Raw genomic sequence first — 18475 nt, 5'->3', positions numbered from 1 at the left:
GAGTGGCGCGCCCCCAGCAGTGATCAGCCGGTCGGTACGGCGCTCTCGATCGCCGCGAGCGCCTTCGCGGCGTCGGCCGCATAGTAGGGATCGAGCGTCTCGCCGCTCCAGTCGACGATCCTGACGGGTGCCTCCAGGGGCGCCCCAGCATAGGTCTGCCGCACGATCTCGATGATCTCGAGCAGGTTGCGGGGCGCATAGACTCCCGTGCGACCGTTGACCGTGATCTCCTGGTTGAGCCGCTCCAGCAGCGAGATGTGGATGGCCTCGCCGATCGTCGTGTCGCGACGATCGTAGGAAACGGCCTCCTGCCGCCAGCCGGGTTTGGCAATCGGCCGGTTGGCCACGGCGCGCCAGGCGAAGGGAAACAGCTTGTAGAGGAGCGTGCGCGCGTCGTGATGACCGAGCCGTGAGCAGGCGCTGTCGGCATCCCGCCATCCGGCCGTTGTCCGGTCTATGGGGAAGTCCGGGCAATGGACAGCCAGCCGCTTCAGCATCCAGTCGAGCGTGACGTCATCCAGCGAGGCCAGGTCGGGATCGCTACGCCGGCGTTCGGCCGAGACGTAGCCGCCGCCTATGTCGGCATGGGCGCCGGGAAACCAGACCTGCTCGACCTTGCCTTTCAGCTTCTTGAAGCGGGGCCTGCGCCAGACGGCGGCACTGAACGGCCGGCGATGCTCGTCCACGGCCATCGCCTGCAGGTTCACTTCGGTGATCGACGAAAGCTCGACGTCGTGGAAGCCGTATTTCTCCCGATTGAGCCTGGAGAACCACCATTCGAAGGGGATGCCGAGCGCCCCGACCGTGTCGAAGACGCCGAGGCACTTCACGCGCACTTCCGCGCGGTCGTGCACCAGCCCGTCGAGCTGGACGCTCACGGCCGGCACCCGGTCGGCCGGTGGCGTGCGGTAGTTGCCCCAGGCCAGTGCCTCGTTCTTGCGGCTGCAGTTCTCGCGGGTCAGCAGGCCGGAGGCGCCAATGTATCCCACCAGCGAGCGCGCGGTGTAAGCGCCGCGCGAGAAGCCGAAGACATAGAGGTCGCAGCCCTTCTCGTAGTGATAGGAGACGAACTTGTAGGCCCGCCGGATATTGTCGTGCAGGCCGAGGCCCAGCACGCCACCCTTGAACCTGTCGAAGGCGCCCGTGCCCACGCCACGCTGGTAGAGGACGATGTTCTCCTGCCCGTCGGTGACGTAGCCGTGCGTGAGCTTGCCGACCGTGGCGGCGGTCTCGGTCGATGTCTCCCGCAGCGTGCGGACGATGAGGTCCTCGAGCCGCACGATGTTGGTGTCGTTGTCGCCGGCCGCCGGGTCGTTCCACGTGCCGTCGAGCAGAAGGATGATGCGCTTCTTCCGGGACTCAGGCGCGCCTGTCGCCCTCTCCGTCGGCGACATAGTCGTTCCCCGCAGGTGAGAGGAGAACTACATCATCAATTGCAGGGCGCGACCATGTTGGCCGCCTGTGCAGGGGCGCATATCAGCCCTTGGTCTGCCCCCGCACCTCGCGGCTGGCGACGACCTTGCCGGCGGAATAGGCCTCGTGGTTGGCATCGACGTCCGAGAGCTTGTAGCGGTAGTTCACCATCATCCCATAGGACTGCTTGAACCCGTTGGCGCTGGTGTCGCCCAGCCAGTTCAGCCGCTCGACGACGGCGCCGTTGCCGAGGTGGAAGTGCGCCACCCGGTCGAGCGCGCGGCCCTTGTCGGTGGCGGTGAGATAGACGGCGGCGAGGCGCGTCAGGATCGGGCGCAGTGCCTTGTCTATGGCCGGCACCTCCCACCAGTTGGGCCGGGCCAGCAGCTTGAGGACGGCTGCGGCGCCGTAGGCCTCGTCCGTCACCGGCCCCAGCGAGGCAATCTCGCTCGGGGTGAGCGCGCCGTCGCCTTCGGTCTTGAATCGGTGCTCGACATGCTGGCGAAGGCCCGGGATCGGCGACAGGGTGGCGAAGTCCTTGATGTTGGGCAGGTCGCGCGACAGCTGGTCGGCGACGCGCTTGATCAGGAAGTTGCCGAAGCTGATGCCGGCCAGACCCTGCTGGCAGTTCGATATCGAGTAGAAGATGGCGGTGTTGGCGCGCTTGGGGTCGTGCGTCTCGTCGCGCGCGTCGAGCAGGCGCTGCACGTTGCCCGCCATGCCGTCGACCAGCGCCACCTCGACGAAGATCAGCGGCTCGTCGGGCATGCGCGGATGGAAGAAGGCGAAGCAGCGGCGGTCCGAATCGAGCCGGTTCTTGATGTCGCGCCACGAGCGGATGGCGTGGACCGCCTCGTAGGTCACCAGTTTCTCGAGCAGCGAAGCGGGCGAGGCCCAGTCGATGCGTACGAGATCGAGGAACGCCACGTCGAACCAGGCGCCCAGCAGCGAGCGCAGATCCTCGCTCAGCGCCTTGGCTGCGGGATCGCTGCGTCCGAGAGCCAGCAGCTCGGCGCGCAGGTCCACCACGAACTTCACGCCCTGCGGCACACCGACGAACTCGCGCAGCAGCCGCACCGCCGGCGGCTCGAGTTCGCGAAGCAGCGTCCGGGCAGGGTCCTTGCCGGCGCGCCAATGGTCGACGGTCTTCAGCGCGGCCTCGCGCGGCAGGCCATAATCACGCGCCAGGGTCAGCAGGAATTTCTTGCGCCCGGCGGAGGTGAGCGACAGGTAGGCCTGTCCCAGTTCGGCGGCCCGCCCGCGACGCGCGGTCTCGCCGCCCTTGCCTTCGAGGCAGGCGTCGATGCGGCTCTTCAGGCGAGGGATGTCGTCGTCGGGAAGATCGGGCCGGAGCGGCGCGCCCACTGCCTCGCGGGCACCGCGGGCGGTGTCGATGAAGGCGGTCCGAAGTCTTTCGAGGGTACGGTCGACGGTATTGGAGAAGAGCAGGGCCATGCGCGGATTATGTCACAGCAAACGTGGCACTCCAGTGGCGGCAGATGAACGCGGCTTCATGTCCTTGTCGCGCCGTCATGCAGACGGCAGGTCGAGCACGCGCCAAAGGTACCAGCTCGCCACCGTGCGATAGGGACGCCACTTCTGGCCTGCCTTCTCCAGTTCCTTCGGTGACGGCAGGACGCGCTTACGGAAGGCCTTGGCGTATGCGTTGCGGAGACTGTAGTCGTCGAGCGGCAGCACGTCGGGGCGGCCCAGGCGGAACATCAGGAACATCTCGGCGCTCCAGCGGCCGATGCCGCGCACCGTCACCAGGCGCTCGATCAGCTCGGAATCGGGGATGTCCTGTGCCACGTCGAGAGTCGGCAGCTCGCCCTCCTCGACGCGTCGGGCGAGGTCCTGGACCGCCAACACCTTGGCGCGCGATAGACCGCAGCCTCTCAGGGCCTCGTCGGGAGTCTTCAGGATATGACGCGGCGTGAAGCCGTCGGGCGCGTCGGGATAGAGCGCCTCGACCCGGCCGTAGATCGTGGCGGCCGCCTTGTTGGAGAGCTGCTGATAGACGATGGCCTCGGCCAACGCGCCGAACAGGCTGCGCGATTGTTTCAGCTCCATGCGGAACGGGCCGACCGTGTCGATGATCGCGGCGAGTGCCGGGTCGGCGGCCTTGAGATGCGCGACCGCTTTCGCGGGCTTGAACGGAAATCCCGTCATGGCGCCGCGAACAGGGGGCCCGCGCCGACTTCGGGCGCACCCTCGATCTCCAGCATGCGCCGCTTGGTCGAGACGCCGCCATTGGCCGAGAAGCCACCCATCTTTCCGTCGGCGCCCAGCACGCGGTGGCAGGGCACGATGATGGCCACTGGATTCTTTCCCAGCGCCTGGCCGACCTCGCGCGACTCGTGCGGCACGCCGAGCCGCCGGGCGATCTCGCCGTAGGTCATGGTGCGGCCGGGCGGGATGGTGCGCGCCACCTCGTAGACCCTGCGGTGGAACTCGGGTGCGGCCTCGAGGTCGAGCGGGATGTCGGCGAGATCGACGGCATCGCCCGCCAGCAGCGCCTGCACGCGGTCGAGCGCGCGCTGCACGCCGGCCGGCACGGCTTCGGCCTCGACGGCGCCGGGCCAGCGCCGCTTCACGCGGGCCCGCGTGGCGGCGGCGGTCGGCTCGGGCAGCTGAAGACCCGCGATGCCGGGGCCGCTCCAGGCGATGGCGCAGGTGCCGATCGGCGTGTCGAACAGGGCAAATCCTTGGGCGCTCATGCTGAACCTTCCTGCCTAACCGGTCATCCCGTCAAGTCTGGAGAACCCACAGCCTGCCGTCATCAAACTTGCATCGACAACGGCTAGCGTCGGACGGTCGATATTGAGCCGGAGTCGATTGTTTGATCTATCCGCGGGCCGAGAGCCATTCGATCCTGAAGCAGGCGGTGCGCCGCCATAAGGTGCTGTCCCGCGAGGGACTGCTTGAGAAGCTGTTCGAGCGGCTGTTTCGCGGTCTGGTCTACGCCCAGATCTGGGAAGATCCCGAGATCGACCTCGAGGCGATGGCGCTGACGCCGGATTGCCACGTCGTGGCGATCGCTTCGGGCGGTTGCAACATCCTGTCCTATCTCACCGCCGATCCGTCGCGCATCACCGCCGTCGATCTCAGCCGCGCCCATGTGGCGCTCAACCGGCTGAAACTCACGGCGGCGCAGAAGCTGCCGGACTGGTCGGATTACTATCGCTTCTTCGGCGCCGCCGACTCAGCCGCCAATCCACGTGTCTACGACCGCCAGATCGCGCCTCATCTCGATGTCGAGAGCCGCGCCTATTGGGAGGGCCGCAGCTTGCACCGGGGGGGCCGGCGCCGCATCTCGATCTTTGCGCGCAACGCCTACCGTCACGGCGTGCTCGGCCGCTTCATCGGCGCGGCTCACGTTGCCGCCCGGGTCTACGGCGTCGACTTCGGCAAGCTTCTCGCCGCGCGCACGATCGAGGAGCAGCAGCGCTTCTTCGACACGGTGCTGGCGCCGCTGTTCGACAAGCCGGCCGTGCGCTGGGCCACGTCAAACCGCCTGTCGCTCTATGGCCTGGGCATCCCGCCGGCCCAGTACGAGGCGCTGGCCGGCGGCCGCGACATGGGCTCGGTGCTGCGCGACCGGGTCGAGCGGCTGGCCTGCGGCTTCAGCCTCGACGACAATTACTTCGCCTGGCAGGCCTTCGGCCGCGCCTATGCGCGCGACGCCAGCGGGCCCTTGCCGCCCTACCTCCGGCAGGAGAACTTTGCCGCGGTGAAGCGCGGCGCCGAACGGGTCGAAGTCATGAACCGCTCGGTGACGGACTATCTCGCCTCCTGTCCCGCCGGCTCGCGCGACCGCTACGTGTTGCTCGACGCGCAGGACTGGATGACCGATGCGCAGCTCAATGCGCTCTGGGCCGAGATCACGCGCACGGCGCGGCCGGGCGCCCGCGTGATCTTCCGCACCGCTGCCGAACCCTCGCTGCTGCCGGGGCGCATCGCGCCCGCGCTGCTCGACCAGTGGCACTACGAGGAAGAGGCGTCGCGCGCCTTCACCGCCCGCGACCGCTCGGCTATTTACGGCGGCTTCCATCTCTATGTGCTGAAGCCGTGAGCACGACCCTCGCCAATGCCGGTCTCATGGACCGGATCTATCGCCGCCAGCGCCACGTCTACGATTTCAGCCGGAAATACTATCTGCTGGGCCGCGACCGGCTGATCGACGGTCTCGCGCCGCCGCCGGGCGGTCGCGTGCTGGAGATCGGCTGCGGCACCGCGCGCAACCTGATTGCGGTGGCGCGGCGCCATCCCACCACGCCGCTGTTCGGCATCGACCTGTCGCTGGAGATGCTCGACACGGCGCGCCGTCGCGTCGAGCGCGAGGGACTGGGCGCCCGCGTCCGCCTCGCCCATGCCGATGCCACGCGCTTCGATCCGGCGCTACTGTTCGGCGTGCCGGGCTTCTCGCGCATCTTCTTCTCCTACACGCTGTCGATGATCCCGGAATGGGAGAGGGCGCTGGCGCAGTCTGTCGTCTGGCTGCAGCCCGGGGGCGAACTGCATCTCGTCGACTTCGGCGGCCAGGAGCGGCTGCCCGGCTGGTTCCGCGGCAGCCTGCGCCAGTGGCTGGCGCTGTTCCACGTCATCCCGCGCGACACGCTGGAGGCGGCCCTGGCGCGGCTGCCCGGCGGCATCGAGGTCCGGCGCTTCGAGCGGCCGCATCTCGGCTATGCCCAGTACGCCGTCTGCCGCCGCGCGACCTAGTCCGCCATCCCCTCAAAGACATGGCGCCCCTGTCCCAGGGGCATCGCGCGGGCCATTGGCAAGCGCCTAGGGCGGGTGCTAACCCGACAGCAACGATTGCCTGTGTCGGGAGTACCCAAGATGACTGAAGCCTTCATTTGCGACGCGATCCGCACCCCCGTCGGCCGCTACAACGGCGGCCTGGGCGCCATGCGGGTCGATGACCTGGCCGCCCATCCGATCAAGGCGCTGATGCAGCGCAACGCCAATGTCGACTGGGGCTCGGTCGACGACGTCATCTATGGTTGCGTGAACCAGGCCGGCGAGGACAACCGCAACGTCGCGCGCATGGCCGGGCTGCTCGCGGGCCTGCCGGTCGAGGTGGCGGGCGCCACCGTCAACCGTCTCTGCGGTTCCGGCCTCGAAGCGGCGGGCCATGCCGCCCGCGCCGTGAAGCTGGGCGAAGCCGACCTGATGATCGCCGGCGGTGTCGAGGGCATGACCCGCTCGCCCTACGTGATGGGCAAGCCCGAGAGCGCCTTCGACCGTTCGATGAAGCTCGAGGACACGGTGCTGGGCTGGCGGTTCGTCAATCCGCGCATGAAGGCGGCCTATGGCGTCGATCCGATGGGCCAGACCGCCGAGAACGTCGCCACCGAGCACCAGATCAGCCGCACCGACCAGGACGCCTTCGCCTATCGCAGCCAGCGTCGTTGCAAGGCCGCCCAGGAGCGCGGCTTCTTCGAGAAGGAGATCGTCAAGGTCTGCGTGAAGAAGGGCAAGACCGAGATCGTCGTCGAGAAGGACGAGCACCCGCGCGGCGACACGACGATGGAGACCCTGTCGAAGCTGTCGGCCGCGTTCCGCGATGGCGGCTCGGTGACGGCCGGCAATTCGTCGGGCCTGAACGACGGCGCCTGCGCGATGATCATCGCCTCGGAAGCCGCCGCCCGTGCCAACGGCCTGACGCCGCGCGCTCGCATCCTGGGCACCGTCTCGGCCGGCGTGCCGCCGCGCGTCATGGGCATCGGCCCGGTCCCGGCGACGCAGAAGCTGCTGGCCAAGCTCGGCATGACCATCGGCGACTTCGACACGATCGAGCTCAACGAGGCGTTCGCCGCCCAGGCGCTGGCCGTGCTGCGCCAGCTGGGCCTCGCCGACGACGCCGAGAACGTGAACCCGAACGGCGGTGCGATCGCGCTCGGTCATCCGCTGGGCGCCTCGGGCGGCCGCCTGATGATCACGGCGCTCAACCAGCTCGAGGCCACCGGCGGCAAGCGCGCGCTCGCCACCATGTGCATCGGCGTCGGCCAGGGCATCGCGCTCGCGCTGGAGCGTGTCTGAGGTCTCGACACCGAGACCTTTTCTGAGGCGTGCGGCGCCCGCGCTTCGGTCGCTTCGCTCCCTGCAGCACTATACGCCGCCGGCGCTGCGCCGGGGCGCAGCGCCTACGCCGTAGCGTTCAGATTGATGCCGGCGCGGCGCATGTCGCTCATCATGCGTTTGCGGCTGTCGTCGAGGTCGATGGCAGCCGTTGCTTCGACGACGACGGCCACGTCGAAGCCCGCCTGGCGCGCATCGATGGCCGACCAGGCGACGCAGTAATCGAGCGCCAGGCCACAGAAGATCAGTTTCGTGAAACCGCGCGCCTTCAGGTAGCCGTCAAGGCCGGTGCGCGTCATACGGTCGTTCTCGCGGAACGCCGAATAGGAATCGATGCCGGTGTGGAAGCCCTTGCGCACGATCATCTGCGCCTTGGTGATCTCCAGGTCGGGATGGAACGCGGCGCCCGGCGTGCCCTGGACGCAATGGTCCGGCCACAGGACCTGCGGTCCGTAGGGGAACTGCACGGTCGAGAAAGGCTCGGCGTCCTGCCACGAACTCGCGAACGAGGCATGGCCGGCCGGATGCCAGTCCTGGGTCAGCACGACATGGTCGTGGCGGCCGATCAGGCGATTGACTAGCGGGACGATGGCGCTGGCGCCGGCCACGGCCAGCGCACCGCCCTCGCAGAAATCGTTCTGGACGTCGACGACGATCAGGGCCTCGTTCGGCATCCGGTACGCTCCGCTACAGGGGTGGGATGTCGCCCAGCGCCTGGTCGCGCTCGAACGAGGCGATCCAGGACTTCAGGGTCTTGCTCTCGATGGCGCCGCGCAGCCCGCGCATCACGTCCTGGTAGTAGTGGAGATTGTGCCAGGTGAGCAGCATCGCGCCCAGGATCTCGTCGGCGCGGATGAGGTGATGCAGATAGGCGCGGCTGTGGTGTTTGCAGGCGGGGCAGCCGCATTGCTCGTCGATCGGCCGAGGATCGTCGCGATGGCGGGCGTTGCGCATGTTGAGCTCGCCGCGCCGCGTGAAGGCCTGCGCCGTGCGGCCGGCGCGCGTGGGCATCACGCAGTCGAACATGTCGATGCCCCGCTTCACCGCGCCCACGATGTCGCCGGGGCGGCCGACGCCCATCAGGTAGCGCGGCCGGTCGGCGGGCAGCATCGGCACCGTATAGTCGAGCGTGCCGAACATCAGCTCCTGGCCTTCGCCGACGGCGAGGCCGCCGACCGCGTAGCCGTCGAAGCCGATATCGACCAGCGCCTTGGCACTCTCCGCGCGCAGCTCGGGGAAGGTGCTGCCCTGCACGATGCCGAACAGGCCGTAGCCCGGCCGCTCCGCGAAGGCCCTGCGGCCGCGCTCGGCCCACTTCATGGAGAGCCGCATCGAGAAGGCCGCTTCCGGCTCCTCGGCGGGCCAGCTGGTACATTCGTCGAACGACATGGTGATGTCGGCGTCGAGCAGGCGCTGGATCTCGATCGAGCTTTCGGGCGTCAGGCGATGCTGCGAGCCGTCCTTGGGCGAGCGGAAGGTGACGCCGTCGGGATCGAGCTTGCGCAGCTCCTTGAGAGACATCACCTGGAAGCCGCCCGAATCGGTGAGGATCGGGCCCGGCCAGTTCATGAACTTGTGCAGGCCGCCCAGGGCCGCAACGCGCTCCGCGCCCGGCCGCAGCATCAGGTGGAAGGTGTTGCCCAGCACGATCTCCGCGCCGGTCTCGGCGACGGACTGCGGCAGCATCGCCTTCACCGTGCCCGCCGTGCCGACCGGCATGAAGGCGGGGGTCTCGATGGTGCCATGCGCGGTCGTGATGCGGCCGCGGCGCGCGGCGCCGTCGCTGCCCAGCAGCTCGTAGGAAAGGCTCATCGGCGCAACAGACAACAATCGCCGTAGGAATAGAAGCGGTATCGCTTCTCCACGGCATGCGCATAGGCCTGTTTCATGCGCTCGAGCCCGGCGAAGGCGGAGACCAGCATGAACAGGGTCGAGCGCGGCAGGTGGAAGTTCGTCAGCAGCAGGTCGACGGCGCGGAACTGGAAGCCCGGGGTGATGAAGATGTCGGTCTCGCCGCTCCACGGCTTCAGGGCGCCGTCATGCTCGCGGGCTACGGTCTCGAGCAGACGCAGCGAGGTCGTGCCGATCGACACGACGCGGCCGCCCAGGATGCGCGTCGCCTCGACGGCGCGGGCCGTGGCCTCCGAAACCTCGCCCCATTCGGCGTGCATCGTGTGCGCGTCGGTGTCGTCGACCCGCACCGGCTGGAAGGTGCCCGCGCCGACATGCAGCGTGACGCCCGCCGTGGTGATGCCGCTGTCGGCGAGCGCGGCCATCAGCTCCGGCGTGAAATGCAGGCCGGCGGTGGGGGCGGCGACCGAGCCTTCGTGTCGGGCGAACAGCGTCTGGTAATCCTTCCGGTCCTGCGCGTCGGCGGTGCCGCCGCGAATGTAGGGAGGGAGAGGTACCGTGCCTTCCTGCTCCAGGGCAGTGAGAAAGGCGTGACCCTCCTGGGCGAAGGCCAGCACCAGCGAACCGTCCTCTTCCTTGGCTTCGACGCGGGCGCGCAGACCCGCGAAGACCAGCGCATCGCCCGGCCGCAGTCGCTTTCCGGGGCGGGCGAAGGCGCGCCAGCGCCGGTTGCCGAGGTCGCGGATCAGCAGGGCCTCGACCGCCACGTCCTGGCGTATGCCCTGGCCCGGCCGCACGCCCTTCAGCCTCGCGGGGATGACCTTGGTGTCGTTGAAGACCAGCAGGTCGCCGCGCCGTAGCAGGCCGGGCAGGGACCGCACCGTGCGGTCGTGCAGGGTCTCGCCCGTGACGTCGAGCAGGCGCGCGGAGTCGCGCGGGGAGACAGGCCGCTGGGCGATCAGATCGTCCGGCAGCGCAAAATCAAAAAGGTCGACGCGCATTGTTTGAGGATCTGGCCTTTGTCAGGTCTGGCCGATGTCCATGACCACGCCATCCGAATCGTCGGTCGGGGGCAGCGTGTTGAGATCGGCCAGCGCCACGAAGCGGTGCACGCCGTCGATCACGACGCGCTTCACGCGCGCACGCGTCTCCAGGCAATGGAGATGCGCCAGGGTCTCGCCGAAGGCGAAGACGATCTGGTTGTTGTCGAGATGGCGCGGGAACAGGATCGGCACCATGTCCCAGCCGGTCGCGCCGTTCGGTCCCATGCGGGCGATCGCCACTTCCATGTCGTTCAGCCGCGCATCGTGATGGGCCACGAGCTGGTCGAGGCGCGTGTGCAGGCCGATGAACGGGAAGCCGTGGCTCGGCAGCACGAGGGCGTCGGCCGGCAGGCGGCGGAAGCGCGAGAAGCCGTCGAGGAACCAGGTCAGCGCATCGGCCAGCGGCTCGTTGGGCCACACGCCGACATTCGTGCTGATCTTGGGCAGCACCTGGTCGCCGGCGATCATCACGTTGAGCTCGGGGCACCACAGCGAGGCATGCTCGGGCGCGTGGCCGCGGCCGACGATGACGTCCCAGCGATGGCCGCCGATGGTGATGGGATGCGCATGGATCATGCGGCGGAAGGCGGTCGGCAGCGGCACCACGCCCTTGGCGTAGCCGCCCTTGTGGCGATGGAAGTTGGCGATGCGGTCGGCCGGCACGCCGTTGCGCGCGACATGGGCCGCCCGCGTCTCCTCGCTCTCGACGAAGTCGTTGCGCGCGGCCTGCGCGCTCATGTACTCGCCCAGCGTCATGTAGAGCGGCGCGTTCCACTTCTCGCACAGCCAGCCGGCGAGGCCGATATGGTCGGGATGGAGATGCGTGCCGATCACGCGCACCACCGGCTTGCCCTGGAGTTTCTCGGCGAAGATCTTCTCCCACAGGGTTCGCGTGTCCTGCGAATTGATCCCGGTGTCGACGATCGTCCAGCCGTCCTTCTCCTCGATCAGCCACAGGTTGATGTGGTTGAGCTGGAACGGCAGCGGCATGCGCAGCCAGTAGATGCCGGGGGCGACGTTCTTGATGTCGCCGGGTTCCGGCACGTCGCCGCAGGGAAAACGAAGCTGGGCCAGCAGGCGCTGGGACTCGGAGAGGGCGTCAGGCATGAGTTTGAAGCTAAAGCATCTTTCCGGCGGCGTCTGCCGGGAGCGGCGCATGCCAGCCTTTCAAACTCCTATCCCCCTATCGGGGGAGAGGAATATGAAAGATCAGGCCTTGAGCGCCCGCCAGGCGATGTCCTTGCGGTAGAAGCCCTCGGGCCAGTCGATCAGGTCGACCGCACGGTAGGCGCGGGCGCGGGCTTCCTCGACGGTCGGGGCCATGGCGCTGACGTTCAGGACCCGGCCGCCATTGGCCAGGATCTTCCCTTCGGGGCCGGCCTTGGTGCCGGCGTGGAAAATCTGCACGCCCTCGACCTTGGCGGCCTCGGCGAGCCCGCGGATCTCGCTGCCCTTGGGATAGGAATCGGGATAGCCCTTGGTCGCCATGATCACGGTGACGGCGGCATCGGGCGACCAGCGCAGGTCGAGATGCTTCAGCCCACCCTCGGCGCTGGCGAGCAGGGCCGGCACGAGATCGGACTTCAGGCGCATCATCAGGACCTGCGTTTCGGGATCGCCGAAGCGGCAATTGTATTCCACGAGTCGCGGGCCCTTGGCGTCGATCATCAGGCCGGCATAGAGCACGCCCTTAAACGGCGTGCCGGCCTTCGCGAGCGCGCGCACGGTCGGCAGCACGATCTCGTCCATCGTGCGCTGCTGCATGGCGGCGTCGAAGATCGGGGCGGGCGAGTAGGCGCCCATGCCGCCGGTGTTGGGGCCTGTGTCTCCGTCGAAGGCGCGCTTGTGGTCCTGCGCGCCGACCAGCGGCAGGACATGCTCGCCGTCGGTCAGCGCGAAGAAGCTCGCTTCCTCGCCCTGCATGAATTCCTCGATCACCACCGAGGCGCCGGCGGCGCCGAAGCGGTTGCCGGAGAGCATGTCGCGCACCGCCTCGATCGCCTGCTCGACCGTCTCGGCGATGATCACGCCCTTGCCGGCGGCGAGTCCGTCGGCCTTGATCACGATCGGCAGGGGCTGGGCCTTGATGTAGGCCTCGGCCGGCGCGACCTCGGTGAAGCGCTCATAGGCGGCCGTCGGGATGTTGTTGGCGCGGCAGAGTTCCTTGGTGAAGCTCTTGGAGCCCTCGATTCGGGCGGCAGCCTTGGACGGGCCCCAGGCCTTGATGCCGGCCTCGGCGAAGGCGTCGGCCATGCCGGCCACCAGCGGCGCGTCGGGCGCGATCACCACGAAGTCGATCTTCAGGCGCTGCGCCAGGGCCACCTGGCCTTCGATGTCCTCGGCGCCGACATCGACGCATTCGGCGACCTGCGCGATGCCGGCATTGCCCGGCGCGCAGTAGAGCTTCGTGCAGAGCGGGGAGGCCGAAATCGCCCAGCACAGCGCATGTTCGCGGCCGCCGCCGCCCACCACGAGGATTCGCATGGCGAGGCTTTGACCACAGTTTGCGCCGGGGGCACAAGCGGCTAGGTTCGGGCCGCATGGATAACCTCGACGCCCCCGCCGCGCCCTCGAACGTTCCGGAATTCTCGGTTTCCGAGCTTTCCTTTGCCCTGAAGCGCGAGATCGAGACCGCCTTCCCGCGGGTGCGCGTGCGCGGCGAGATCAGCCAGCCCTCCTTCCCGCGCTCGGGCCACTGCTACTTCCGCCTCAAGGACGAGAATGCCGTGATCGACGGCGTCTGCTGGAAGGGCTCGATCCCGCGGCTCGGCCTCAAGATCGAGGAGGGGCTGGAGGTCATCGCCACCGGCAAGCTCACCACCTATGCCGGCTCCTCGCGCTACCAGATCATCGTCGAGCGGCTGGAACTGGCGGGCGAAGGCGCGCTGCTGAAGCTGCTGGAGGACCGGCGCAAGAAGCTGCAGGCCGAAGGCCTGTTCGATGCCGGCGCCAAGCGCCCGCTGCCGTACCTGCCGCAGGTGGTGGGCGTGGTGACCTCGCCGTCGGGCGCCGTCATTCGCGACATCCTGCACCGCCTCAGCGACCGCTTTCCCTGCCACGTGCTGGTCTGGCCGGTGGCGGTCCAGGGCGAGAAGGCGGCGGGCGAGGTGGCCCGCGCCATCGCCGGCTTCAACGCCCTGGCCGAAGGCGGCCCGGTGCCGCGTCCCGACGTGCTGATCGTGGCGCGCGGCGGCGGCTCGCTGGAGGACCTTTGGGCCTTCAACGAGGAGATCGTGGTGCGGGCCGCCGCGGGCTCCGACATCCCGCTGATCTCCGCCGTCGGCCATGAGACCGACACGACCCTGATCGACTTCGCCTCGGACCGCCGCGCACCCACGCCGACCGCCGCCGCCGAGATGGCCGTGCCGGTGCGCGCCGACCTGATGACCGAGACGCTCGACTATGCCAAGCGCCTGGTCGGCGGCATGACGCGCCTCTTGCGCGAGCAGTCGATGGAACTGGCCGGCCTCGCCCGCGGGCTGGGAGATCCGCGCCGCCTGATCGAGGAACGCCAACAGCGGGTCGACGTGAGCGGTGAGCGGCTCTCGCTGGCAACAAATCAACTGCTCGGACGACTTGATCGCGAGCTTCTTTCAGCGCGGCTCATCAAGCCGGAGTTAGTGATTGCCGGAAAGGAAAAGGACCTGCTGGCGCACGACAAGGCTCTCGTGCGCGCGATGGACCGCTTCAAGAGCGACACGCTTCAGAAGATCTCACGGCAAGCTGATCGGCTTGAGCAATTCGGTGAGCGCTTGAAGCGTCACGGCAACGACCTCCTGCTGAACGGCCAGCGCCAGGTCGACCAGGCGGCCAAGCTCCTGGAAAGCTACTCCTTCCACTCCGTGCTCAACCGCGGCTTCGCCCTGGTGCGCGACCAGGACGGCCAACCCGTCCTCGCCGCCGCCGGCACCAGCGCCGGCCAGACGATCAGCATCGAATTCAACGACGGCCGCGTCGGCGCCCGTGTTACCGATGGCGCCGGTGCGCCGAAGCCGGTTGCGGCTCCGCCCGCACCGCCCAAGCGACGCGAGGGTGGCGGTGGGAGCCAAGGGTCCTTGCTGTAGCCTTCCCCCTCCCTAACCCTCCCCCGTAAGACGGGGGCGGGGACATGAATCTTATTCCCGCCCCCGTCTTACGGGGGAGGGTTAGGGAGGGGGAGAGCAACCGATGATTGTCTCCACGTCATAATTTCGCCTGAGCGCCATGGCTTGCTGACGGTGTGAAAAGCTACGCTCAGGATCTCCGCAACAATGCCACCGAGTCGGAGCGAGTCCTGTGGAACCGCCTCCGTCGCCGTCAGCTCGGCGGGTTCAAGTTCCGCCGCCAGCACCCGATTGGCCGCTACATCTGCGATTTCGTCTGCCTCGAGGCTGCGGTCGTCGTCGAACTCGATGGCAGCCAGCACGTGACGGACGTATGGTACGACGCCAACCGCGATGCCTTCCTGCGGTCGACCGGTTTTCGCGTGCTGCGCTTCTGGAATGGCGACGTGCTGTCCCGTACCGACTCCGTGGTCGAAACGATTTTCGAGGCGCTGTATCGTCCCGAGATGGAGGGGCGCTTCGATTGAAGTTTTCCTCGATGAATCGAGGAGAGGGCGCCAATGACCGCTGAACCGCTTTCGGCCGAGACGATCAGGAACTTCCTGTATGCGAGCACGGCGACCGTCTCGATGCAGATGTTGAAGCGCGGGTTTCGCAATGTCGCGGTGAACGGGGTCAGGCCGCTCAATCCGGCGGCGGCGCGGATCGTGGGACCGGCCTATACGCTGCGCTACATCCCGAGCCGCGAGGATATCGACAAGGCGCCCAGTCCCAGCGATCCGCCGAATGCGCAGCGCACGGCGATCGAGGAGTCGCCGCCGGGCTCCGTGCTGGTGATCGGCACCGAGGGCAACACGCGCTCCGGCACCCTGGGCGACATCCTGGCGCTGCGACTCAAGGTGCGCGGGCTCGCGGGCGTGCTGAGCGACGGGGCGATGCGCGATTCGCCGGTGATCGGCACGTTCGATTTCCCGGTCTATTGCTCGGCTGCTGCCGCGCCGCCCAGCATGGCCAATCTGCGGCCGGTCGAGGTGCAGGTGCCGGTCGGAATCTGCGGCGTTCCGGTCTATCCCGGCGACGTCATCGTGGCCGACGAAGACGGCGCCATCGTCGTGCCCCGCCATCTCGCCGACGAGGTGGCGCGCGATTCCTTCGAGCAGGAACGGCTGGAGAAATTCGTCGCGATCCGGGTGGGGCAGGGCCATCCCATCGCCGGCACCTATCCGCCGAACGACGAGACGAAGAAACTCTATCAGGCTTGGATCAAGGCCGGTGAGCCTGCCGGCGGGTGAGGAGGTTCTAATGCGTGTTTCATCGATCGCCGTGCTGCTGATGCTCGGCCTTGCCGCCTGCGAAGGCTCGAACGTGGCGATGGCGCCGCCGGGCCAGGACATCGCCGGCAAGCAGTTCGCGCCGCCGCCGCCCGGCATGGGGGCGGTCTATTTCTTCAATCCGTCGACGGCGAGCCCGGTGCTCAATGTCACGGCGAACGGCCAGGAAATCGGGCGTCTCGGCACGCAGACCTGGATGCGCACGGAACTGGCCGCGGGCCCCTACACGCTGCGCTGCCGCGGCGGCGGTTCAGGCAACGCGATGAACATGGACATCGCGCCCGGCAACATCCGCTACGTCGACGTCCAGATGCTGCCGGGACAATATGTCTGCACGATTCGCGAGACCGATCCCGGCTCGGGGCAGGCGGGCGTCATGAGCGGCAGCCGCGCGGCGCAGTACTAGGCCGCTGCCGCGGGAATGCGGGCGATCACCTTGATCTCGAAGTCGAACCCTGCGAGCCAGGTGACGCCGACCGCCGTCCAGTTCGGATAGGGCGCCTCACCGATTTCCTCGCCGCGCACTTTCATCACCGTCTCGAACTGCGCTTCGGGATTGGTGTGGAAGGAGGTGACGTCCACCACGTCGTCGAAGGTGCAGCCGGCGGCCGCCAGCACTGCGCGCAGATTGGTGAAGGCGCGCCGGACCTGATTCTCGAAGACCGGTTCGGGCGACCCGTCGTCGCGGCTGCCGACCTGCCCCGACACGAAGAGGAGATCGCCGGAGCGGATGGCCGGCGAATACTTGTGAGCGTTGTACAGGGCATGCCGGCCGTTCGCCGGGAAGACCGCGTCGCGTTTGGCCATGTCGTAGATCCTTCTTGAAGCCCTAACCCGGAGCATCGCCGTAGGGCTTGGTGATGAGTTCGAGCATGTTGCCGTCGCGATCCTCGAAATAGACGCCACGGCCGCCGTAGAGGTGGTTGATCTCGCCCGGGCCGCTCTTGTCGGGATGGGCGTAGTAGGGAATGCCGGCCTGCCGGATCCGCGCAAACGAGGCATCGAATTCCGCGTCGTCGACGAGGAAGGCGTAGTGCGTGGTGCGGGGATTTGTCGTGCCGATGAAGTCGAGGGTGACGCCGTTCGACATCTGCACCGGGCGGAACGGGCCCCATTGCGGGCCGGCTTCGACGCCCAGGATGCCGGCCAGGAACTCGGCCGACGCATCCTTGTCCTTCACGTGGACGATCAGATGATTGAGGGCGGGCATCGAAGTCTCCTGCGAGCTGTCCTCAACGTGGGGAGGCCGCCGGTGACTTCAACCGGTTACGCGCCGGTGAGCGGGTGAGGATCAGCCGTCAGGGCGATCAGCCGCCGCCCTTCTCGCAGACGAAGGCCTTGAAGGTGATGATGTCGCTGGGGACACCCTTCTGCTTGCAGTATTCTTCGAATTCCTGCGGCGTCACCGGCACCATCTTGATCGCGTGACGGCGGCTGCGCCAGTCGGACATGCGGCTCATCTCCTTCAGATGCCAGTCGGCATAGGAGCTGAGCGGATAGTGCTTCACGATGCGCTGCAGCACCTCGTGGTCGGATGCGGTCACTTTGGCGAAGTACTGGATGGCCATGCCGGTCTGCCCTCAGGAATGCGGACGCCGCATCTACCCTTCCTCAGGGGTGAGCCGCAACCCACAATGAGTGTGGGCAATATGTCGCTCAGGGCGCGGCGGCGTCGGGCACAACGCGATTGCGCAACGGTTGCCAGTGGCTGCGCGCAATGGGCTGAAGAGCCTGCAGGAACTGCCGTGCGCAGCGTTCCCAGGTGAAGGTTTCCGCATGGCGGCGGCAATCCTCGGCATTGCGCGAAACCGCGGCGAGGCAGGCGGTGCGCAGGTCCTCGTCGAGGGCGCCCACCCGGGGATCGGTCACGACGTCGAGCGGTCCGGGCACGGGATAACCGGCGACCGGAACGCCGGAGGCCAGAGCCTCGACCATGACGAGACCGAACGTGTCGGTGACGCTCGGGAAGACGAAACAATCCGCCTGTGCATAGCGATACGACAGCTCGTCGGTGCCGACCGAGCCGAAGAAGTGAACGCCGGCGTATTGCTTCTGCAGCGATTTGAGCTGGGGACCGCCGCCGACCACCCATTTGGTGCCGGGCAGGTCGAGGTCGAGGAAGGCCTTGATGTTCTTCTCGACGGCGACACGGCCGGCATAGAGCCAGATCGGTCGCGGTTCCCCGAGTTGCTCGCGCGGCTGCGGCTTGAACGCGGTGATGTCGACGCCGCGCGACCACGGCACGAGGTTCCTGAACCCGCGGGCAGAGAGTTCGTCGCGGATCGCGGGGGACACGACCAGCACCGCGGACGAAGGCGCATGGAAGCGGCGCACGAAAGCGTAGCTCCACGAGAGCGGCACGCGGATCCTAGCGCGCACATATTCGGGGAAACGCGTGTGATAGGCGGTGGTGAAGGGAATGCCGCGGCGCCGGCAGAAGCCGCGCGCCGCCCAGCCCAGCGGCCCCTCGGTGACGAGGTGGATCGCATCGGGCGCGAACAGGTCCAGCATGTGGCCGAGCCGCGACGAGGGAAACAGCGACAGCCTGATCTCGGGATAGGTCGGGCAGGGCAGGGTGCGGAAGCGGTCGGGGCCGAACACCTCGACCTCGTGGCCCTCGGCGCGAAGGATGCGCGCGACGGTTTCGAGCGTGCGGACGACGCCGTTGATCTGGGGCCGCCAGGCATCGGAAACGATGGCAATGCGCAAA

General features: G+C 67.9%; 20 protein-coding genes. 7 read left to right on the top strand and 13 right to left on the bottom strand.

The annotated features are described in order from the left end of the window. Positions 1 to 23: 23 nt before the first annotated feature. The 4 genes from ACP15H_RS16555 to ACP15H_RS16540 form a co-directional block, all read right to left on the bottom strand. The gene (locus ACP15H_RS16555) at positions 24 to 1394 is read right to left on the bottom strand and encodes a DUF2235 domain-containing protein (RefSeq protein WP_425067281.1); all 1371 of its coding nucleotides are present in this window, start codon (positions 1392 to 1394) and stop codon (positions 24 to 26) included. A gap of 82 nt (positions 1395 to 1476) precedes the next feature. Continuing rightward, a complete protein-coding gene (locus ACP15H_RS16550; protein ID WP_425067280.1) occupies positions 1477 to 2868 on the bottom strand; it encodes a malonyl-CoA decarboxylase domain-containing protein in 1392 nt (463 codons plus the stop codon). Between the two features lie 75 nt (positions 2869 to 2943). Next, complete coding sequence (locus ACP15H_RS16545) at positions 2944 to 3582, bottom strand: DNA-3-methyladenine glycosylase family protein (protein WP_425067279.1); 639 nt, start codon at positions 3580 to 3582, stop codon at positions 2944 to 2946. Then, positions 3579 to 4130, bottom strand: a complete 552-nt coding sequence (locus tag ACP15H_RS16540; RefSeq protein WP_425067278.1) for a methylated-DNA--[protein]-cysteine S-methyltransferase — start codon at positions 4128 to 4130, stop codon at positions 3579 to 3581. The genes ACP15H_RS16545 and ACP15H_RS16540 overlap by 4 nt, the downstream gene beginning before the upstream one ends. A 125-nt stretch (positions 4131 to 4255) precedes the next feature. Here ACP15H_RS16540 and ACP15H_RS16535 point away from each other — a divergent pair, with 125 nt between their 5' ends. The 3 genes from ACP15H_RS16535 (at position 4256) to pcaF (ending at position 7458) form a co-directional block, all read left to right on the top strand. Next, a complete protein-coding gene (locus tag ACP15H_RS16535; protein ID WP_425069913.1) occupies positions 4256 to 5485 on the top strand; it encodes a DUF3419 family protein in 1230 nt (409 codons plus the stop codon). Next, entirely contained in the window at positions 5482 to 6135 is a 654-nt protein-coding gene (locus ACP15H_RS16530) for a class I SAM-dependent methyltransferase (protein WP_425067277.1), read from the top strand. Before ACP15H_RS16535 ends, ACP15H_RS16530 begins: the two co-directional genes overlap by 4 nt. 120 nt (positions 6136 to 6255) lie before the next feature. Next, the gene (gene pcaF / locus ACP15H_RS16525; protein ID WP_425067276.1) at positions 6256 to 7458 is read left to right on the top strand and encodes a 3-oxoadipyl-CoA thiolase; all 1203 of its coding nucleotides are present in this window, start codon (positions 6256 to 6258) and stop codon (positions 7456 to 7458) included. 104 nt (positions 7459 to 7562) lie between these two features. On the opposite strand, the gene pncA is transcribed toward pcaF, so the two are convergent. The 5 genes from pncA to purD form a co-directional block, all read right to left on the bottom strand. Then, entirely contained in the window at positions 7563 to 8171 is a 609-nt protein-coding gene (gene pncA, locus ACP15H_RS16520; protein WP_425067275.1) for a bifunctional nicotinamidase/pyrazinamidase, read from the bottom strand. A 13-nt stretch (positions 8172 to 8184) separates the two neighbouring features. After that, the gene (gene tgt, locus ACP15H_RS16515; protein ID WP_425067274.1) at positions 8185 to 9309 is read right to left on the bottom strand and encodes a tRNA guanosine(34) transglycosylase Tgt; all 1125 of its coding nucleotides are present in this window, start codon (positions 9307 to 9309) and stop codon (positions 8185 to 8187) included. Then, positions 9306 to 10349, bottom strand: coding sequence for a tRNA preQ1(34) S-adenosylmethionine ribosyltransferase-isomerase QueA (gene queA, locus ACP15H_RS16510; RefSeq protein ID WP_425067273.1), 1044 nt, complete (start codon positions 10347 to 10349; stop codon positions 9306 to 9308). The genes tgt and queA overlap by 4 nt, the downstream gene beginning before the upstream one ends. Before the next feature lie 21 nt (positions 10350 to 10370). After that, a complete protein-coding gene (locus ACP15H_RS16505; RefSeq protein ID WP_425067272.1) occupies positions 10371 to 11498 on the bottom strand; it encodes an MBL fold metallo-hydrolase in 1128 nt (375 codons plus the stop codon). 102 nt (positions 11499 to 11600) lie between these two features. Continuing rightward, positions 11601 to 12875, bottom strand: coding sequence for a phosphoribosylamine--glycine ligase (gene purD / locus ACP15H_RS16500; protein WP_425067271.1), 1275 nt, complete (start codon positions 12873 to 12875; stop codon positions 11601 to 11603). Between the two features lie 56 nt (positions 12876 to 12931). Here purD and xseA point away from each other — a divergent pair, with 56 nt between their 5' ends. The 4 genes from xseA to ACP15H_RS16480 all read left to right on the top strand — a co-directional run bounded on the left by xseA (position 12932) and on the right by ACP15H_RS16480 (position 16171). Next, the gene (gene xseA, locus ACP15H_RS16495; protein WP_425067270.1) at positions 12932 to 14455 is read left to right on the top strand and encodes an exodeoxyribonuclease VII large subunit; all 1524 of its coding nucleotides are present in this window, start codon (positions 12932 to 12934) and stop codon (positions 14453 to 14455) included. A gap of 155 nt (positions 14456 to 14610) precedes the next feature. Further along, on the top strand, positions 14611 to 14961 hold the full coding sequence (locus ACP15H_RS16490) for an endonuclease domain-containing protein (protein ID WP_425067269.1): 351 nt from the start codon (positions 14611 to 14613) through the stop codon (positions 14959 to 14961). A 33-nt stretch (positions 14962 to 14994) separates the two neighbouring features. Continuing rightward, on the top strand, positions 14995 to 15726 hold the full coding sequence (locus tag ACP15H_RS16485) for a ribonuclease activity regulator RraA (protein WP_425067268.1): 732 nt from the start codon (positions 14995 to 14997) through the stop codon (positions 15724 to 15726). A 10-nt stretch (positions 15727 to 15736) separates the two neighbouring features. Then, positions 15737 to 16171: a hypothetical protein gene (locus ACP15H_RS16480; RefSeq protein ID WP_425067267.1), complete on the top strand. Its 435-nt coding sequence runs from the start codon at positions 15737 to 15739 to the stop codon at positions 16169 to 16171. On the opposite strand, the gene ACP15H_RS16475 is transcribed toward ACP15H_RS16480, so the two are convergent. The 4 genes from ACP15H_RS16475 to ACP15H_RS16460 all read right to left on the bottom strand — a co-directional run bounded on the left by ACP15H_RS16475 (position 16168) and on the right by ACP15H_RS16460 (position 18474). Next, the gene (locus tag ACP15H_RS16475; protein WP_425067266.1) at positions 16168 to 16572 is read right to left on the bottom strand and encodes a RidA family protein; all 405 of its coding nucleotides are present in this window, start codon (positions 16570 to 16572) and stop codon (positions 16168 to 16170) included. The genes ACP15H_RS16480 and ACP15H_RS16475 overlap by 4 nt on opposite strands. Before the next feature lie 22 nt (positions 16573 to 16594). Further along, positions 16595 to 16975, bottom strand: a complete 381-nt coding sequence (locus tag ACP15H_RS16470; RefSeq protein WP_425067265.1) for a VOC family protein — start codon at positions 16973 to 16975, stop codon at positions 16595 to 16597. A gap of 97 nt (positions 16976 to 17072) precedes the next feature. After that, the gene (locus ACP15H_RS16465) at positions 17073 to 17333 is read right to left on the bottom strand and encodes a hypothetical protein (RefSeq protein WP_425067264.1); all 261 of its coding nucleotides are present in this window, start codon (positions 17331 to 17333) and stop codon (positions 17073 to 17075) included. An 88-nt stretch (positions 17334 to 17421) separates the two neighbouring features. Then, positions 17422 to 18474 carry a glycosyltransferase family 4 protein gene (locus ACP15H_RS16460; RefSeq protein ID WP_425067263.1) on the bottom strand — a complete coding sequence of 351 codons (1053 nt, stop codon included), beginning with the start codon at positions 18472 to 18474 and terminating at the stop codon, positions 17422 to 17424. Position 18475: the final 1 nt, after the last annotated feature.

The sequence above is a fragment of the Reyranella sp. genome (assembly GCF_965249915.1).
Classification (GTDB): domain Bacteria; phylum Pseudomonadota; class Alphaproteobacteria; order Reyranellales; family Reyranellaceae; genus Reyranella.
The sequence above is the reverse complement of the archived record's forward strand: the minus strand, read 5'-3'. Positions and strand labels throughout refer to the sequence as shown.

Coding starts and splice junctions, on each gene's coding strand:
- pcaF (WP_425067276.1), top strand. CDS start 6,256: ATGACTGAAGCCTTCATTTGCGACGCGATCCGCACCCCCGTCGGCCGC.
- ACP15H_RS16485 (WP_425067268.1), top strand. CDS start 14,995: ATGACCGCTGAACCGCTTTCGGCCGAGACGATCAGGAACTTCCTGTAT.
- ACP15H_RS16505 (WP_425067272.1), bottom strand. CDS start 11,498: ATGCCTGACGCCCTCTCCGAGTCCCAGCGCCTGCTGGCCCAGCTTCGT.
- ACP15H_RS16540 (WP_425067278.1), bottom strand. CDS start 4,130: ATGAGCGCCCAAGGATTTGCCCTGTTCGACACGCCGATCGGCACCTGC.
- ACP15H_RS16550 (WP_425067280.1), bottom strand. CDS start 2,868: ATGGCCCTGCTCTTCTCCAATACCGTCGACCGTACCCTCGAAAGACTT.
- ACP15H_RS16465 (WP_425067264.1), bottom strand. CDS start 17,333: ATGGCCATCCAGTACTTCGCCAAAGTGACCGCATCCGACCACGAGGTG.
- ACP15H_RS16470 (WP_425067265.1), bottom strand. CDS start 16,975: ATGCCCGCCCTCAATCATCTGATCGTCCACGTGAAGGACAAGGATGCG.
- xseA (WP_425067270.1), top strand. CDS start 12,932: ATGGATAACCTCGACGCCCCCGCCGCGCCCTCGAACGTTCCGGAATTC.
- ACP15H_RS16475 (WP_425067266.1), bottom strand. CDS start 16,572: ATGGCCAAACGCGACGCGGTCTTCCCGGCGAACGGCCGGCATGCCCTG.
- ACP15H_RS16480 (WP_425067267.1), top strand. CDS start 15,737: ATGCGTGTTTCATCGATCGCCGTGCTGCTGATGCTCGGCCTTGCCGCC.
- tgt (WP_425067274.1), bottom strand. CDS start 9,309: ATGAGCCTTTCCTACGAGCTGCTGGGCAGCGACGGCGCCGCGCGCCGC.
- queA (WP_425067273.1), bottom strand. CDS start 10,349: ATGCGCGTCGACCTTTTTGATTTTGCGCTGCCGGACGATCTGATCGCC.
- ACP15H_RS16555 (WP_425067281.1), bottom strand. CDS start 1,394: ATGTCGCCGACGGAGAGGGCGACAGGCGCGCCTGAGTCCCGGAAGAAG.
- purD (WP_425067271.1), bottom strand. CDS start 12,875: ATGCGAATCCTCGTGGTGGGCGGCGGCGGCCGCGAACATGCGCTGTGC.
- ACP15H_RS16545 (WP_425067279.1), bottom strand. CDS start 3,582: ATGACGGGATTTCCGTTCAAGCCCGCGAAAGCGGTCGCGCATCTCAAG.
- pncA (WP_425067275.1), bottom strand. CDS start 8,171: ATGCCGAACGAGGCCCTGATCGTCGTCGACGTCCAGAACGATTTCTGC.